The sequence below is a fragment of the Rhodococcus sp. WB9 genome, assembly GCF_007558985.1.
Classification (GTDB): domain Bacteria; phylum Actinomycetota; class Actinomycetes; order Mycobacteriales; family Mycobacteriaceae; genus Rhodococcus_F; species Rhodococcus_F opacus.
In genome coordinates this window covers 3,308,731-3,325,052 of record NZ_CP041769.1, presented here as the reverse complement: position 1 = coordinate 3,325,052, position 16,322 = coordinate 3,308,731, and the positions used below count along the sequence as shown (strand labels likewise).

General features: G+C 68.2%; 16 protein-coding genes and 1 pseudogene. 3 read left to right on the top strand and 14 right to left on the bottom strand.

Going from position 1 to position 16,322, the window contains the following annotated elements; translation table 11 throughout:
* The first annotated feature begins 29 nt into the window (after window positions 1–29).
* The gene (locus tag FND50_RS15370; protein ID WP_005259336.1) at window positions 30–881 is read left to right on the top strand and encodes a CoA ester lyase; all 852 of its coding nucleotides are present in this window, start codon (window positions 30–32) and stop codon (window positions 879–881) included.
* Window positions 882–890: 9 nt separating this feature from the next.
* On the opposite strand, the gene FND50_RS15365 is transcribed toward FND50_RS15370, so the two are convergent.
* From FND50_RS15365 to rpsB, 6 genes are all read right to left on the bottom strand, one after another.
* A complete protein-coding gene (locus FND50_RS15365) occupies window positions 891–1,592 on the bottom strand; it encodes a class I SAM-dependent methyltransferase (protein ID WP_054247394.1) in 702 nt (233 codons plus the stop codon).
* Between the two features lie 10 nt (window positions 1,593–1,602).
* The gene (locus FND50_RS15360; RefSeq protein WP_007296898.1) at window positions 1,603–2,529 is read right to left on the bottom strand and encodes a phosphatidate cytidylyltransferase; all 927 of its coding nucleotides are present in this window, start codon (window positions 2,527–2,529) and stop codon (window positions 1,603–1,605) included.
* Window positions 2,530–2,557: 28 nt separating this feature from the next.
* Window positions 2,558–3,115 (bottom strand): ribosome recycling factor, encoded by a 558-nt coding sequence (gene frr, locus FND50_RS15355; protein ID WP_005240537.1) that lies wholly within the window; start codon window positions 3,113–3,115, stop codon window positions 2,558–2,560.
* Window positions 3,116–3,196: 81 nt separating this feature from the next.
* The gene (gene pyrH / locus FND50_RS15350) at window positions 3,197–3,925 is read right to left on the bottom strand and encodes a UMP kinase (protein ID WP_005240535.1); all 729 of its coding nucleotides are present in this window, start codon (window positions 3,923–3,925) and stop codon (window positions 3,197–3,199) included.
* Window positions 3,926–4,099: 174 nt separating this feature from the next.
* Window positions 4,100–4,927, bottom strand: coding sequence for a translation elongation factor Ts (gene tsf, locus FND50_RS15345; RefSeq protein WP_005259342.1), 828 nt, complete (start codon window positions 4,925–4,927; stop codon window positions 4,100–4,102).
* A 112-nt stretch (window positions 4,928–5,039) separates the two neighbouring features.
* Window positions 5,040–5,924 (bottom strand): 30S ribosomal protein S2, encoded by an 885-nt coding sequence (gene rpsB / locus FND50_RS15340; protein WP_144286270.1) that lies wholly within the window; start codon window positions 5,922–5,924, stop codon window positions 5,040–5,042.
* A 243-nt stretch (window positions 5,925–6,167) separates the two neighbouring features.
* Between rpsB and FND50_RS15335 the strand changes: the two genes are divergently transcribed.
* A complete protein-coding gene (locus FND50_RS15335) occupies window positions 6,168–6,770 on the top strand; it encodes a M23 family metallopeptidase (RefSeq protein ID WP_144286269.1) in 603 nt (200 codons plus the stop codon).
* Here the strand turns inward: FND50_RS15335 and FND50_RS15330 are convergent.
* Window positions 6,767–7,792: a MinD/ParA family protein gene (locus FND50_RS15330; protein ID WP_144289066.1), complete on the bottom strand. Its 1,026-nt coding sequence runs from the start codon at window positions 7,790–7,792 to the stop codon at window positions 6,767–6,769. The two genes, FND50_RS15335 and FND50_RS15330, sit on opposite strands and share 4 nt — an antisense overlap.
* 125 nt (window positions 7,793–7,917) lie before the next feature.
* On the bottom strand, window positions 7,918–8,844 hold the full coding sequence (locus tag FND50_RS15325; protein WP_037204602.1) for a tyrosine recombinase XerC: 927 nt from the start codon (window positions 8,842–8,844) through the stop codon (window positions 7,918–7,920).
* Window positions 8,845–8,929: 85 nt separating this feature from the next.
* Here FND50_RS15325 and FND50_RS15320 point away from each other — a divergent pair, with 85 nt between their 5' ends.
* Window positions 8,930–10,099, top strand: coding sequence for a multidrug effflux MFS transporter (locus tag FND50_RS15320; protein ID WP_144286268.1), 1,170 nt, complete (start codon window positions 8,930–8,932; stop codon window positions 10,097–10,099).
* 18 nt (window positions 10,100–10,117) lie between these two features.
* On the opposite strand, the gene FND50_RS15315 is transcribed toward FND50_RS15320, so the two are convergent.
* The 6 genes and pseudogenes from FND50_RS15315 to FND50_RS15290 all read right to left on the bottom strand — a co-directional run bounded on the left by FND50_RS15315 (window position 10,118) and on the right by FND50_RS15290 (window position 16,313).
* Window positions 10,118–10,897 carry a siderophore-interacting protein gene (locus tag FND50_RS15315; protein ID WP_144286267.1) on the bottom strand — a complete coding sequence of 260 codons (780 nt, stop codon included), beginning with the start codon at window positions 10,895–10,897 and terminating at the stop codon, window positions 10,118–10,120.
* A gap of 72 nt (window positions 10,898–10,969) precedes the next feature.
* Window positions 10,970–11,860, bottom strand: a pseudogene (locus FND50_RS15310) (acyl-CoA carboxylase subunit beta); the annotation flags it as partial.
* A 355-nt stretch (window positions 11,861–12,215) separates the two neighbouring features.
* Window positions 12,216–13,370, bottom strand: coding sequence for a DNA-processing protein DprA (gene dprA / locus FND50_RS15305; RefSeq protein WP_260850989.1), 1,155 nt, complete (start codon window positions 13,368–13,370; stop codon window positions 12,216–12,218).
* Window positions 13,367–14,875, bottom strand: a complete 1,509-nt coding sequence (locus FND50_RS15300) for a YifB family Mg chelatase-like AAA ATPase (RefSeq protein ID WP_005259360.1) — start codon at window positions 14,873–14,875, stop codon at window positions 13,367–13,369. Before FND50_RS15300 ends, dprA begins: the two co-directional genes overlap by 4 nt.
* Complete coding sequence (locus FND50_RS15295; RefSeq protein WP_005259362.1) at window positions 14,875–15,231, bottom strand: YraN family protein; 357 nt, start codon at window positions 15,229–15,231, stop codon at window positions 14,875–14,877. The genes FND50_RS15300 and FND50_RS15295 overlap by 1 nt, the downstream gene beginning before the upstream one ends.
* 209 nt (window positions 15,232–15,440) lie before the next feature.
* Window positions 15,441–16,313, bottom strand: a complete 873-nt coding sequence (locus FND50_RS15290) for an LLM class F420-dependent oxidoreductase (protein WP_144286266.1) — start codon at window positions 16,311–16,313, stop codon at window positions 15,441–15,443.
* Window positions 16,314–16,322: the final 9 nt, after the last annotated feature.

Sequence of the window (16,322 nt, the reverse complement as noted above, 5' to 3'; positions counted from 1 at the left end):
GTCGTGGATATCACCGGAACGGCACGACTGTGAAGGCCGACATGGAGACGACTGTGGCACCGCGTATCGCGGCTGAACAAGCACGATCCTGGCTGCTGGTTCCCGCCGGCAAACCCGAGGGTTTCGAGGCGGCCCATGCCAGCGCCGCCGACGCCGTGATCCTCGACCTCGAGGACGCCGTCACCCCCGACCGCAAACCCCGGGCGCGCGCCGACGTCGTCGCCTGGCTCGGCGAGAACCGCCGCGCGTGGGTGCGGATCAACGACGCCACCACCCCCTACTGGGCGGACGATCTGGCAGCCCTGAACGGTGTTCCCGGGCTCGAGGGCGTCATGCTCGCCAAGACCGAGAGTGGAATGCAGGTCGACGCCACCGCCGAGCGGCTCCCCGAGGGCACGAAGGTGCTCGCCCTCGTCGAATCCGCGATGGGACTCGAGGCGGCACCCGAGATCGCCCGGACGGAGGCCACGTTCCGGCTCGCGTTCGGCAGCGGCGACTTCCGTCGCGACACCGGGATGGACGATTCGCCGCTGGCGATGGCCTATCCCCGCTCCCGGCTGACGGTCGCCAGCCGGGCCGCCCGGATCGCACCGCCGATCGACGGCCCCACCCTCGGCACGGACGTCGACGCCCTGGTCCGCGCGTCGGCGCTGACCCTGTCGATGGGCATGACCGGGAAGCTGTGCATGACCATCGCGCAGACGGCCCCGGTCAACGACGCACTGAGCCCGTCCCCGGCCGAGGCCGAATGGGCGCGCGACGTGATCGCGGACCTCGGCGAGGACGGCTCCCGGGTGCGGGACGGCAGTGACCTCCCCAAGCTGGCGAAGGCCAAGAAGATCAACGCACTCGCACAGCTTTTCCACATCGCACCGCGGTAACGACACCGGTCAGAGCATCTCCAGCCCGGCGGGCTTTCGGCGGACGTGCACGCGGTAGCGCACGTCGAGAGCCACGCCGGGTGTCTGCGCGAACGCCTTCGATGCCGTCTTCTTGGTGAACTCGATACCGAGGACTCCGCGCAGCGCTTCCCGGTCCGGGAATCGCCATCGCGTCTCCACGCGCATGAGGCCGAACCCCTGCGCCGCGAAGAAGGCCTCGACAGTCGCCGGGTTGTACTGCGGCAGGTCGGCCCGCATCCACTCGCCGTAGGGATGGGCCGTGGCATCGAGATCGACCACCACGAGCGCGCCGCCCGGACGCAGCACCCGCATCGCCTCGCAGATTCCGCGGCCACAGCCGGGGCCGAAGAAATAGGCGGTCCGCGCATGCACGACGTCCACGCTCGCGTCGCCGAGGGGTATACCCTCGGCCGAGCCGTCGATCACGCGGACGTTCGGCAGGTGCCCCACACGGGTGCGGGCACGTTCCAGCAGCGGCGGGTGCGGTTCGATTCCGTAGACCGTGGCCGCTGACTCGGCGAAGACCGGGAGGTGGAAGCCGGAGCCGCAGCCCACGTCGGCGACGATGCCGCCCGTCCAGTCCACGGCCCCGCGCAGGTGCCGGAAGATCGCCCCGTCCACGTCCTGGGCGCGATTCTCGACCTCGTACCACTCCGGCCAGTGCCAGATGTTCGGGCTGGGAATGGTCACGGCAGGGCGGTCAGACGAGGACCGTGAGCACCAGCCACGTCACGAACGCCGACGGCAGCAGGGAATCGAGACGGTCCATGATGCCGCCGTGCCCGGGAAGCAGGGTGCCCATGTCCTTGATGCGAAGCTCTCGCTTGACCTGGGATTCGATGAGATCGCCGAGCGTGGCGGTGACCACCAGGACGACACCGAGGAGCACGCCGATCATCGAGTTCTCGTCGAGGATCAGGGTGACCGTGAGCAGGCTGCCGATGACACAGAACAGCAGCGAACCGAAGAACCCTTCCCACGACTTCTTGGGGCTGATCGCCGGCACCATCGGATGCTTGCCGAACAGCACACCCGCCGCGTAGCCGCCCACGTCGGAGCAGACCACGCCGATCATCAGGCACAGCACCCGCCCGGCGCCGTCGTCCTGCAACACCATCAGCACGGCGAACGACGCCAGCAGCGGGATCCAGGAGGCGACGAACACGGTGATCGCGGTGTCCCGGAGGAAATTCTGCGGTGTCGCCTTCAGACCGTGGTCGAACAGCCGCCAGACCATGCAGACCAGCACGGTCCCCGCAAAGGCGCTGAGCACCCCGACCGGGCCGAACGGCCACCCGAGCCACAGAATCGCCTGACCGCCCGCGAGCAGCGGGATCCGGGGGGCGCTGATCCCGGTCTCCCGCAGGCGCTTGGTGACCTCCCAGGTGGCGACCGCCATCGCGACGGCCACCACGCCGATCCACACCAGCGGCACGTAGACGAGGATCAGGATCAACGCGACGCCGAGACCGACGCCCACGCCGATCGCGGCGGGGAGGTTACGCCCGGCCTTCGACTTCGCGGCCGGGGCCGCCTCCGGCGCGGGCGCACCCTCGGAGACCGGTTCCGAGGGGTCGCCCTCGGAGATGGGTCCCCCTGGGGTCCCGTGTTCTGCTGGCACGGTCACTGTCCCCGATCCACTCCTCGTCTCGTGACTAAACTTCCAGTAACTCGGCTTCCTTGTGCTTCACCAGTTCGTCGACCTGCGCGACGTACCGGGCGGTCGTCTTGTCGAGTTCCTTCTCGGCCCGACCGACCTCGTCCTCGCCCGCCTCGCCGTCCTTCTGGATCCGGGACAGCTCGTCCATCGCCTTGCGGCGCACGTTCCGCACGGACACCTTCGCGTCCTCGCCCTTGGACTTGGCCTGCTTGACCAGTTCGCGGCGGCGTTCCTCGGTGAGCTGGGGGACGGAGATGCGGATCAGGTTTCCGTCGTTGGACGGGTTCACGCCCAGGTCGGAGTTCCGGATCGCCGTCTCGATGGCGCCGAGCTGCGAGGCCTCGTACGGCTTGACGACGACCAGTCGCGCTTCCGGCACGTTGATGCTGGCGAGCTGCGTGATCGGGGTGAACGCGCCGTAGTAGTCGATTCCGATGCGATTGAACATGCCAGGATTCGCGCGGCCCGTGCGGATCGATCCGAGATCGTCCTTGGCCACCGTGACAGCCTTCTCCATCTTCTCCTCGGCTTCGAAGAGAGCTTCATCAATCACGGCTGTTCCTCCATGTCGTTCTGCATCGATTCGTCACTGCCTCTGTTTCGAGAAAACCCTGTGTCGAGCGTGTCACTCGCGTCATGACTTGACGAGCGTTCCGATCTTCTCACCGGATACTGCCCTAGCGATATTCCCCTCGGTCAGCAGATTGAACACCATGATCGGCATCTCGTTGTCCATACAGAGGCTGAAGGCCGTCGCGTCGGCCACCTTGAGCCCCTGTTCGATGACCTCACGGTGCGTGATCTGCGTGTACATCGTCGCGGTCGGGTCGAGGTTCGGGTCCGCGGTGAATACGCCGTCGACGGCCTTGGCCATCAGAACGACCTCGGCGCCGATCTCGAGTGCGCGCTGCGCCGCGGTCGTGTCGGTCGAGAAGTAGGGCATGCCCATGCCGGCGCCGAAGATCACGACGCGGCCCTTCTCGAGGTGACGCTGAGCGCGCAGCGGAATATAGGGCTCCGCCACCTGTCCCATGGTGATCGCCGTCTGCACGCGGCTGTCGATGCCCTCTTTCTCCAGGAAGTCCTGCAGAGCAAGGCAATTCATTACGGTGCCGAGCATGCCCATGTAGTCGGAACGCGCGCGGTCCAAACCTCGCTGCTGCAGTTCCGCACCACGGAAGAAGTTGCCGCCGCCGATGACCACCGCCACCTGCACCCCGGACCGCACGACCTCGGCGATCTGTTCCGCGACCTTGGTCACCACGTCGGGGTCGAGGCCGACCTTGCCACCACCGAACATTTCTCCGCCGAGTTTGAGAAGGACTCGATGGAATCCCGTACGTTCGTTGGCTGGTTCGGACATTGCTCTCCTCAGTTCCACAGCACTCGTCGATTTCGACAGCGGCCGAGCGCACCCACGCGCCTACTCGACCCATTCAGACGGCCATCTTCATCCTGCCTCATGAGGACGGTGGCGGTACACGTAGGCCCCGCCGGGCGAGCGCACTCGTCCGACGGGGCCATACGACTCACACGACTAGCTCGAAGCACCGACCTCGAAGCGAACGAAGCGCTTGATGGTGACGCCGGCCTCGTCGAGGATCGCCTTCACGGACTTCTTGGAGTCCTGCACCGAGGACTGCTCGGTCAGCACGACGTCCTTGAAGTAACCGTTGACGCGGCCTTCGATGATCTTCGGCAGAGCCTGCTCCGGCTTGCCCTCGGCGCGAGCGGTTTCCTCGGCGATGTGACGCTCGTTGGCGACGATGTCCTCGGGGACCTCGTCACGCGTGACGTACTTGGCCTTGAGCGCCGCGACCTGCATGGCGGCACCGCGAGCGGCCTCCGCAGCAGCGTCGCCCTCACCGGTGTACTCGACGAGGACGCCGACGGCGGGCGGCAGGTCGGCGCTGCGCTTGTGCAGGTAGACCGCGACCGGTCCGTCGAACGAGGCGATCTTGCTCAGGACGAGCTTCTCGCCGATCTTCGCGGACTGCTCCTGGATGACGGTGTCGACCGTCTTGCCGTCGAGTTCGAGCGCCTTGAGCGCGTCGACGTCGGCGGGCTTCGCTGCCGCGGCGACCGTGACGATCGACTCGGCGAGCTTCAGGAAGTCCTCGTTCTTCGCGACGAAGTCCGTCTCGCAGTCGAGCTCGAGCAGGACGCCGTCCTTGGAAACGACCAGGCCCTCGGCCGTGGTGCGCTCGGCACGCTTGCCCACGTCCTTGGCGCCCTTGATGCGCAGCTGCTCCACAGCCTTGTCGAAGTCACCCTCGGCCTCAGCGAGAGCGTTCTTGCAGGCCATCATTCCGGAGCCGGTGAGCTCGCGGAGCCGCTTGACGTCAGCGGCGGTGTAGTTCGCCATGGTGAGCGAGCCTCCTCATATGTCTGTCGGGACGTAAGTCAGGGTAGTACTCGGACCAGACCGTGAAACGGCCCTGACCAAAAGATCTCTGGTCAGGGCCGTGTGCATCAGATCAGGCCTCGGTGGAGGGTGCCTCTGCTGCGGGGGCCTCGGCAGCCGGAGCCGCCTGTGCCTCAGCTGCGGGAGCGGCCTCTGCGGCGGGCGCAGCCTCAACGGCGGGCGCTGCCTGCGAGAGCAGTTCCTGCTCCCACTCGGCGAGGGGTTCGCCGGCGCCGGCCTCGGGCTTCGCGTCCTTGTCGGCGCTCAGTCCGGCACGGGCCTGCACGCCCTCGGCCACTGCGGAAGCAACAACCTTGGTCAGCAGGGCGGCGCTGCGGATGGCGTCGTCGTTGCCCGGGATCGGGTAGTCGACGAGGTCGGGGTCGCAGTTGGTGTCCAGGATCGCGATGACCGGGATGTTCAGCTTGCGAGCCTCGGCGACGGCCAGGTGCTCCTTGTTGGTGTCGACGACCCACACCGCGGAGGGGACCTTGGCCATGTCGCGGATACCACCGAGAGTGCGGTCCAGCTTGGTCATCTCACGCGTGAGCATGAGGATTTCCTTCTTGGTGCGACCCTCGAAGCCACCGGTCTGCTCCATGGCCTCGAGCTCCTTGAGGCGGAGAAGACGCTTGTGGACGGTGGTGAAGTTGGTGAGCATGCCGCCGAGCCAACGCTGGTTGACGTAGGGCATCCCGACGCGAGTGGCCTCGGCCGCGATGGACTCCTGGGCCTGCTTCTTGGTGCCGACGAAGAGGACGGTGCCGCCGTGGGCAACGGTCTCCTTGACGAACTCGTACGCCTTGTCGATGTACGTCAGCGTCTGCTGCAAGTCGATGATGTAGATGCCGTTGCGGTCGGTGAAGATGAAACGCTTCATCTTCGGGTTCCAACGACGGGTCTGGTGACCGAAGTGCGTGCCGCTGTCGAGCAGCTGCTTCATTGTTACGACAGCCATGGCTGTGTATCTCTCTTTCATTGCCGGTTGATGCAGAGCGTCTCGAGACGCTCCACCCTGGCGCCCGCAGACCATCGGACTCACACCGAGATGCGAGACCAGCCGATGGCCGATAACCTGCGCGGGCGCGCGAAGTCGGACTGTGGGAGCACAGACCGCTCGATCAGTGTACGGCCTCCACGCCGAACGCCCTAACCGCCCCTGCCACACCGCGGCCCCGCGTGCAAGGGTTTTGCGGGATCTGTGGACAAAGCGCATTCGATCCACATTCTCGCCCACTGCCCGTTCATCGACCCGGACGTGCGGGATCGTTCATCCATGACGAAGTTCGGGGCGATTCTGCGGGCGCTCACGGCGACGGCCACGGCGTCCACGCTGCTGACCGCCGCGGCGCTCGTCGCCCCGCCCGCCGATGCCGCGCCGAGCGGCGACTTCGACTGGCCGCTGCACCCACGACCGCGGGTGGTCCGGGCGTTCGACAACCCCGAGCACGACTGGCTTCCCGGCCATCGCGGCGTGGATCTGGGTGGCGTGCCCGACGAGGCCGTCCTGTCCGCAGGTGCGGGTGTGGTGGTATTCGCCGGCACGGTGGCCGGCAAGCCCGTCGTCTCCGTCGACCACCCGGGTGGGCTCCGCACCACGTACGAACCGGTGACCGCCCGGGTCACCCCCGGACAGCGCGTGGGTCGCGGCACCGTCCTCGGCACGCTCGAACCCGGACACCCGGGCTGCATCGCACCCGTCGCCGCGTGCCTGCACTGGGGTCTTCGCCGCGACCGCGAATACCTCGACCCGCTCGGACTCGTCCGCGTGGCTCCGGTACGGCTCGAACCCGTCGGCGGCTAGCGCCACTCCGCGACGGCGTGCCTGCCTGCCGACTCCGGGAAGTCGTCCGCGACCATCGCCGCGAGTTCGACGAACGCCTTTCGCGTCGCGGGACGCAGCAGATCCAGATCCACCACCGCACCCTCGGCGAGGTGCTCGTCGAACGGCACCACCTTCACGGCCCGGCACCGGAGCAGGAAGTGATTGGTCAGTTCCGTCATGTCGATCGTGCTCGAGCCGGGCCGGGCGGCGCTGATCACGACGACCGTCCGCGAGACCAGGTGCCCGTAACCGTGGTGCTGCAACCAGTCCAGCGTGGCGGCGGCACTGCGGGCGCCGTCTATTGCCGGCGAGCTCACCAGCACCAGGGAATTGGCGAGTTGCAGAACGCCGTTCATCGCCGAATGCATGATGCCGGTGCCGCAGTCGGTGAGGATGATGTTGTAGTACACCTGCAGGATGTCGATCACCCGCCGGTAGTCGTCCTCGCTGAACGCCTCGGAGATCGCCGGGTCCTGTTCGCTCGCGAGCACCTCGAGACGGCTCGGCGCCTGCGACGTGTGGGCCCGCACATCCGAGTAACGCCGGATCGTCGACTCCGCCGCGATGAGATCGCGGACGGTCGAATGCGTCTGCAGCGGCACGCGTTGCGCGAGTGTCCCGAAGTCGGGGTTGGCGTCGACGGCGATCACACAGTCGCCGCGCAGTGACGCGAACGTCGATCCCAGCCCGATCGTGGTCGTCGTCTTGCCGACGCCGCCCTTCAAGGACAGGAATGCAATTCGATAGTCCCCCTGGATCGGCTGCCGGATGCGGTCGAGCAGTGCCGCTTCGCGCGCCTCACCTGCCGACTCCCCCGGATTCACCGATCCCCCGGTGAGCCGGTGCAGTCCGCGCCGCCACCCTCGGCTCGGCGCCCTGCGTGCCCGTTCGAGGAGAGCATCCGCCACCAGATCCTGACTGGTCACCTGATGCCGGCTCGGCTCCGGGCCAGGACCGTCCCAGGATTGCTGCCCCCACGGATCTGCCGCGGTGTCACCCACCGGGGCGCCGCCACCGTCGTTCAGCCAGGACGGCTGCGGTCGAGTCAAGTCTTCGCGGTCCACTACTTCCCCCGAGATTGTGCAGAAACAACTGCAGATTCGTGGCGCGACGCTACCAAACCCGGTCAGGCACGGGGATGCGCCTGATCGTGCACCGCGCGGAGCCTCGCCACGGACACATGGGTGTAGAGCTGCGTGGTCGCGAGGCTCGCGTGGCCGAGGAGTTCCTGCACGACGCGCAGGTCCGCTCCGCCTTCGAGGAGGTGTGTCGCGGCCGTGTGGCGCAGGCCGTGCGGGCTCAGGTTCGGTGCGCCGGGGACCGCGGACAGGACCTCGTGGACGACGCTGCGCGCCTGCCGCTGGTCCAGCCGCTTCCCTCGTTTGCCAAGGAGTAGCGCCTGCCCGGAACTGTCCGTCGCGACCGCGGGCCTGCCGACGTGCAACCAGAGGTCCACGGCGTCCGCGGCCGGTTTCCCATACGGCACGGAGCGCTCCTTGTCTCCCTTGCCGATCACACGCAGCAGCCACCGCTCGCGATCCACCGAACCGAGGTCGAGGCCGCACAGCTCCCCCACCCGTATTCCCGTCGCATAGAGCAGTTCCACGATGAGACGGTCGCGCAAGGCGATCGGATCGTTCTGCTGCGCGCCCGATTCGGCGGCATCCATCACATCGGCCGCCTGCGACTGTCGCAGCACCGGGGGCAGCGTGCGGTGGGCCTTCGCGGCACCCAGCCGGGCGCCGGGATCGGTGGCGATACGCCGGGTCCGCAGCAGCCAGGCTGTGAAGTTGCGCACCGACGACGTCCGCCGGGCGAGGGTCGTCCGGGCGATGCCGGCCGCGGACTGGCCCGCGAGCCACGACCGCAGCACCTGGATGTCGAGCTCGCCGAGGTGTGCCTCCGGTGACGTCGACAACCAGTGCTGCAGCAGCGACTTCGCGTCCGCGACGTACGCCTTCACGGTGTGCTGCGATCGGCCGCGTTCGAGCCCGAGATGCCGCGCGTACTCCTCGAGTACCAGCTCCAACGGTGCCGGCAGGTCGCTGCTCATAGAGGCAACAGTCGACTCGGGCGGGAGATAAATCAAGCAGCCGCGCCGCTAGAGTTCTTTTGTGCCGCGAACGATCCCCATCCCGATGTTGTCTGTCCTGGCGTTACTGTCCGCGATCGCTCCCCTGGCCACCGACATGTATCTCCCCGGTCTCCCCCTGATGACGGAGAGCCTGAACACGTCCGCGCCGAGCGTGCAGCTGACGTTGACCACATTCATGGCCGGGCTCGGCATCGGTCAGCTCGTCGTGGGACCGCTGTCGGACGGCCTCGGGCGCCGGCGCCTGCTGATCGGCGCCACCGTCGTCACGACCCTCGCCGCGATGGCGTGCGCTCTCGCGCCGACCGTCGAAACCCTCATCGCTGCACGACTTTTCCAGGGGCTGAGCGGTGGCGCGGCGATCGTGCTCGCACGCGCCTGCATTGCCGACCGGGCCCGCGGAGACAACGCCGCCCGGCTCTTCAGCATCATGATGATCATCGGCGGGGTCGCGCCGGTCGTCGCGCCGCTGATGGGCGGTGCCCTGCTCGGGCCGGTCGGCTGGCGAGGGATCTTCTGGGTTCTCACCGCCGCCGGTGTGGTGATGTTCGCGGGAGTGCTGATCCTGGTCCCGGAGACGCTTCCCGTGGAGAACCGGCACGGCGGCGGGCTCACTGCACTGGTCCGGAACCTGCGCTACGTCGTCGGCAACCGTGTCTATCTTGGTTACGCGTTCACATTCATGTTCGGGTTCGTCGCGCTCTTCTCGTACATCTCCGCGTCCCCGTTCGTGGTGCAGAACGTCCTCGGGCTCAGCCCGGGGCAGTTCTCCATGGTGTTCGCGGTGAACGCGGCGGGCATGGTGGGCGCCGCGATCGTCAACACGCGGCTCGTCGGCACCTTCCATGCGCGGCAGCTGCTGGGTTTCGGGGTCACGCTGCTCCTGGCAGCGGGCCTCGTGCTGCTGCTCGCCGCGACGCTGATCGATTCGCCGCCCTGGTGGGCGATCCTGATTCCGCTGTTCGTCTCGGTGTCGAGCATCGGTTTCGTGATGGGCAACGCGACGGCGCTGGCTCAGGGCGAGGTGACCAAGGCGTCCGGCACCGGGTCCGCGCTCCTCGGTGCCGGCCAGTTCGGCCTCGCCGCGGTGGTCTCGCCGCTCGTCGGCATCGCCGGCCCCGACACCGCGGTTCCGATGGCCGTCGCGATCCCGTCGGCGGGCGCCGTGGCGATGCTGTCACTGCTGGTGCTGACGCGACGGACGCACATCTCGTAGCGCGTCCGCCGCAGTGGGTCAGCGCGAGGCACCCTCGCTCGCGGCGAGCTCGGACTTCCACACCCGGAAGCCCTCCTCGGTGCGACCGCGACGCCAGTAACCGGAGATCGACGCGGCCGACGCGGGAACGCCCCGTTCCTTGCGCACGTAGGAGCGCAGGTTGTGCATGACGGCCTGCGCCTCACCGTGAATGAACACCTGCGCCGTTCCGGGCAGCCATGCGGTGTCGCGCACTGCCGCGACGAGGGGTGCGTTGTCCCCCGACGCCTCTTCCCCGATCCGGTCCGACGTGTCGCCGCGGTGGATCCACGCGACGTCGACGCCCGCGGGCGAGCCGAAGGCGATTTCGTCCCCCGGGCCGGCGACCTCGATGATCACCCGTCCGACCGCCGACGGGTCCAGCTTCTCGACGGACGCCGAGATGGCGGGGATTGCGGTCTCGTCGCCCGCGAGCAGGTACCAGTCGGCTGCCGGGTCCGGCGCGAACGCGCCTCCGGGGCCGCGCAGCCGGAGGACGTCGCCGGCCGCCGCGGACGCCGCCCACGGCCCGGCGACACCGGCGTCGCCGTGCACCACGAAGTCGATGGCGATCTCACGCTTCACCGGATCCACCGACCGGATCGTGTACGTGCGTAGGACGGGCTCTTCGGGACTTCCGAATTCGAGTTTCGCGTACGCATCGGTGAAGGCATTGGAAACGAAGCTGTCGAACCCCGGGTCACCGAGGAATACCCGCACCATGTGCGGGGTCAGCCATTCGGTCCGGAGCACGGTCAGTGTCGCAGTCGGCTTTGCCACAGGCATCTCTCCAATGAACTCAAGTTGGTTAGTGTTACCTAACTACGGTACACGAGTGACTGCCGACGGCGGTCAGAGCGGAATCAGGTGGTGCTTCTGCTCGCCGCGGGCGGAGCGCTCGTCGCGGAGCAACGTCAGCGCCCGCCGGATCTCGAGCCGGGTGGCGGACGGATCGATCACCGCGTCGATGTAGCCGCGCTCGGCGGCCGAATACGGTGTCGCGACGTTCTCGTTGTAGGCGTCGACGAGTTGCTGCCGCATCGCGTCCTGTTCCTCGCCGGCGGCTTCGAGCTCGCGGTGGTAGAGGAGACTGATCGCCGCCTCGACGCCCATGACCGCGATGCGTGCGGTCGGCCAGGCGAAGTTCACGTCGGCACCGAGTTGCTTGCACCCCATCACCGCGTATCCGCCCCCGTAGGACTTGCGAACCACCACAGTCACTTTCGGCACCGTGGCCGCCGCGAACGCCTGCAGGGAGCGGCCGCCGCTGCGGAGCACACCGTTCCGCTCCTGTTCCAGCCCGGGCAGGAAGCCCGGTGCGTCGACGACGAACACGAGGGGAATCTCGTAGGCGTCGCAGATCCGCACGAAGCGGGCCGCTTTGTCTGCGCCGACCTGATCTAGTGCCCCACTGAGGAATTGCGGCTGGTTGGCCACGACTCCGACGGATCGCCCGTCCACCCGGGACAATCCGGTGATCACGTTCGGTGCCGTCTGCGCGGCGAGTTCGTGAAAGTCACCGTCGTCGAAAATGTTCAACAGCAGGTCGTGCATGTCGTAGGCGGCGTTGTCGGCGTCCGGCATGAACTCGTTCAACGCCAGATCGTTGTCGGTGATCTCGGGTTCGAGGCCCGGGTTCACGATCGGCGCTTCTTCGTGCCTGCTGGCCGGGAGGAAGCCGAGATACTCCCGCACCCACGCGAACGCCGCCTCTTCGCTCGGCGCGACGTGGTGGACGTTCCCTCCTCGAGACGCACCCTCGAGCGGACTGCACTCGCGGCGCGCCGGTAGTTGCCTCACCGGAGACCGTACGTGCACCGACCCGGCGCTGCATCGGTGAACCGACTGGAGGCGCTGTGAGGAGGTAGTAGCTCCGCTACGAGCCGGAAGCGATCAACAGGCTCAACACCTGCGCGACGAAGTTCCGCCACAAGTCCTCGGCTGACCCCATATCTCGCTCCTTCGTGTGGTTGTGAGGTGCGTTCTACGAAAGTTTCTACCCCAACCTGTCGTCGATGGGTCGCTTCGACTCGCACTTCGGACTTCCGAGCACGATGAAGTGCGCCGAGCGGACTCTCGACGGGCTCGGCCTCAGGTGTCACCTCTGCCGCGACCATCCGGTGTCGTCTGATCCGACGAAGCCCTCCATCTCCAATAACGGCAGCACGGCCCGAACCTGCTCCATCGCGACGCCGGACAGTTCGGACAACTCCCGGACCCCACGCGGCCCGACCGCAGGCAACGCCTCGTACACCAGCAGGGCAGCACCGGACAGCGCATCGAGATCGCGGACCACGTCGACGCCTTCCCGCAGCCCGATCGGTCCGGCTTCCTCCACCACGTCACCGGCATTCGCGACCAACCGCGCCTCCCCTTCCCGAATCATCCGATTGCATCCCATCGACGACGCCGACGTCACCGGCCCCGGTACCGCCATCACCGGACGCCCCAGTTTGCGGGCCCAACTCGCCGTGTTCCGCGCGCCACTGCGCCACCCCGCCTCCACCACGACCAGCCCGTCGGACAGGCTCGCCACCAAACGATTCCTCGCCAGAAACCGATGCTTCGCCGGTGTCGTGCCCGGCGCGTACTCACTGATCACCGCACCGTTCTGCGCGATCTGCCGCAGCATGCGCGCATGCCCCGCCGGGTACGCACGATCCACACCACACGCCAGCACCGCGACCGTCAGCCCCCCGACACCCAACGCCGCACGATGCGCGGCACCATCGACCCCGAACGCCGCGCCCGACACGATCGTCCACCCGTCGACGGCGAGATCACCGGAAATCTCCGCAGTCACGTGCTCGCCGTATCCACTCGCCGCCCGCGTCCCCACGATCGAGATCGCCCGATCGGTCAATTCGGCCACCGGCCGCGAACCGAGCACCCACAACGCCAACGGCGGGCCCTCGTCCCGCGACCGGGACAGATTCCCGAAACCGAGAAGCCGCCACTGCGGCCACTCGTCGTCGTCCGGCGTCACGAGCCGGCCACCCATCCCCGCCACCAGTTCGAGATCGTGTGCGGCGGTATCCACATGCGCCCGGGCAATCGTGCGCTCCCCCAGCATCTCCGACAGGTCCCGCTCCCGCACGGCACGCGCAGCCTCCTCCGGACCCACCTCCTCCACGAGCCGCGACAGCGCCGGGCACGGCCCCTGAACCACCTTCGACAGATACGCCCACGCCAACCGCCGCGGATCCTGAACCCCACTCGGATCGCTTGCACCACTCCGACTTTCCACCGTCACTGAAAGCTCCGATCACGAAATCCCAACGCGGTGACCACCTGCTCCGGGCCCGGCATGTCGAGCCCCGCCAGATCGCCCACCGTCCAGGCCACACGCAACGCCCGATCGGCGCCTCGGGCCGTGATCAGTCCCTTCCGCAGCGCTCGCTCCACCGGCGCCAGCGCGGGCCGCGCCAACCGGAACTTCTGCCGCAGGGCCGGTCCGGGCACCTCCGCGTTGGTGCGCCACCCGTAGTCGCTCCACCGCTCGCCGGCGGCGGCCCGCGCCTCGGCCACCCGCTGCCGGACGTCCTCGGTGCTCTCACCGACCTCGTCGATGAACGCCCCGGTCGCGACGGCCTGCATCCGCACCCGCAGATCCACCCGATCCATCAACGGTCCCGACAGCTTCCCGAGGTAGCGTCGCCGGGCGGTCGGCGCGCACACGCAGTCGGCCTCCCGCGCGGGCGCACACGGGCAGGGATTGGCCGCGAGGATCAGCTGGAAGCGCGCCGGATAGCGGGCGACCCCGTCCCGCCGCGCGATACGCACCTCCCCGTCCTCGAGCGGGGTCCGCAGTGCTTCGAGGACCTTGGTTCCGATCTCGGCGCACTCGTCGAGAAACAGCACCCCACGATGGGCGCGACTGACGGCGCCGGGCTTCGCGACACCGCTTCCGCCGCCGACGAGCGCGCTCACGGACGCGGTGTGGTGCGGTGCGATGAACGGCGGCACGTCGATGAGGGGACGCTCGGGCGGCAGGAGCCCGGCCACGGAGTGGATGGCAGTCACCTCGAGCGATTCACTCTCGGTCAGCGGGGGCAGAACGCCGGGAAGTCGTTGCGCCAGCATCGTCTTCCCCACACCGGGTGGGCCGGTGAGCATCAGGTGGTGCGCTCCCGCCGCCGCCACCTCGATGGCCCAGCGCGCCTCGGCCTGACCCACCACCTCACTCAGATCGGCGCGCACCGGTTGCGCGACCCACTGGGCCGGCTCCGGGTACTCGAGATCGCGCTCCTCCCGCAGCCACGCGATCGCCGCCCTCAGATCGTGCGCGCCGAGCACCTCGACACCACCGACGAGTCCCGCCTCGGGCAGCGACTGCACCGGGACCACCACCGTCGCCCACCCCGCATTCTTCGCCGCGAGCACCGCGGGCAGGATCCCGCGCACCGACCGGAGCCGCCCGTCCAGCGCCAGTTCTCCGAGCAGAACGGTCTCGCGCAGCCGCTGCCGCTTCACCTGCTTGGCCGCGTCCAGCACGGCAGCGACGAGCGCGAGATCGTAGACCGACCCGACCTTCGGCAGCGTCGCCGGCGACAACGCGAGGATCACCTTCGAATCCGGCCACTCCTCGCCCGAATTCGCCACGGCAGCCCTGATCCGGTCCCGAGCCTCTTGCAGCGCGGTGTCCGGCAGCCCGACCAGATGCACCGCGGGGAGCCCGCGGCCGATATCGGCCTCGATCTCGACCAGTTGACCGTCGACCCCGGTCACCGCCACCGAATGTGCTCGCCCCAGTGCCATCAGAACGCATCCCGGACGTGTTCGATCTGGGGCTGCGGACCGTGCCCGATCATGATCGCGACCACGTCGAACCGCACCCGCGACCAGTGCCGGCCCGAGTCCCGCAGCCACTCCACGGCCAACAGGCGGATCCTGCGCTGTTTCGAGAACGTCACCGCTTCGGCCGGGCTGCCGTATCCCAGGCCGCGCCGTGTCTTCACTTCCACGAACACGAGCCAGTCTCCCTCTGCTGCAATGAGATCGACTTCCCCGTATCGGGATCGCCAGTTTCGGTCGACGATCTCCATGCCCGCCTCGGTGAGATACCGGGCGGCCAGATCCTCCCCATGTGCTCCAAGCGCGAGATTGTGCGCCACAGCAGCCTCCACCCCGTCCCCCGGCGGCCCACCGATGCGAACCGCGCCTCTCGCACCACCGTGCCCGACCTGATTCCGGGAAGAGGCACTCGAACTGGGCGAACGAACTGGGCTGTGCATGAAGTGCACGTTGTGGACAACTCGGCACTCCGCGGCCCGCGATCACCCCATAGGCCCAGGCCAGGGCTGTCAAGCCTGCAATCGGACGGTCAGCCGAGCGCAGGCATCCATCGGCGCGCGAGAGCCACCACCCAGTCGGCGGCCTCACCGGGATCCCCGGGTGGCGACTCGACGAGGACGAGTTCGTCGACTCCCGCATCGACCAGCGACTCGACGTCGGAGGGATCCACCTCCCGAAGGGCGACGGCGAGGCGCAACTCCTCGGCGTCGCGCCCCGCGTCCCGGCACAGTGCGTGGATCGTCCGGATCCGTTCGGTGACGGCGTCGACGCCGTCCAGGTTGAACCCGTACCAGCCGTCGCCCCACGCCGCGACCCGGCGGAGCGCGGCGTCGCTGTTGCCCCCGAGCACGACCGGAATCCGGCGATCGCGCACGGGTTTCGGATTGACCCGCACCGAGTCGACACGGACGAACTCACCCTCGAACGTCGCGACGTCGTCACGCCACAGCGTGCGCATCGCCGCGACGTACTCGGCCGCCCGCGCGCCACGGCCCTCGAACGGAATGCCGAGCGCAGCGAATTCTTCCCTGGACCAGCCGATCCCCACGCCGAGCGTCAGCCGGCCACCACTCATCAGATCCAACGTGGCCGCCTGCTTGGCCATGAGGACGGGATTGTGTTCGGGCAGCAGCAGCACACCGGTGGCGACGCCGATCGTGTGGGTGGCAGCGGCGGCGAAGCTCAGCCCGATCATCGGGTCGAGCCAATCCGCGACGGCGGGGACCGCGATCCGGCCGTCGTCCGCGTACGGATACCGCGACTCCGACCGGTCCACCATCACGACGTGCTCGCCGGCCCACAGCGTGGCGAATCCGCTGTTCTCGGCGGCAACCGCGACCGAGTCGATCACCGCGCGACGAGCGCCGGTGCCGATCCCGAGTGCGTGCAACCCGAGGCGCATCGGCTGATC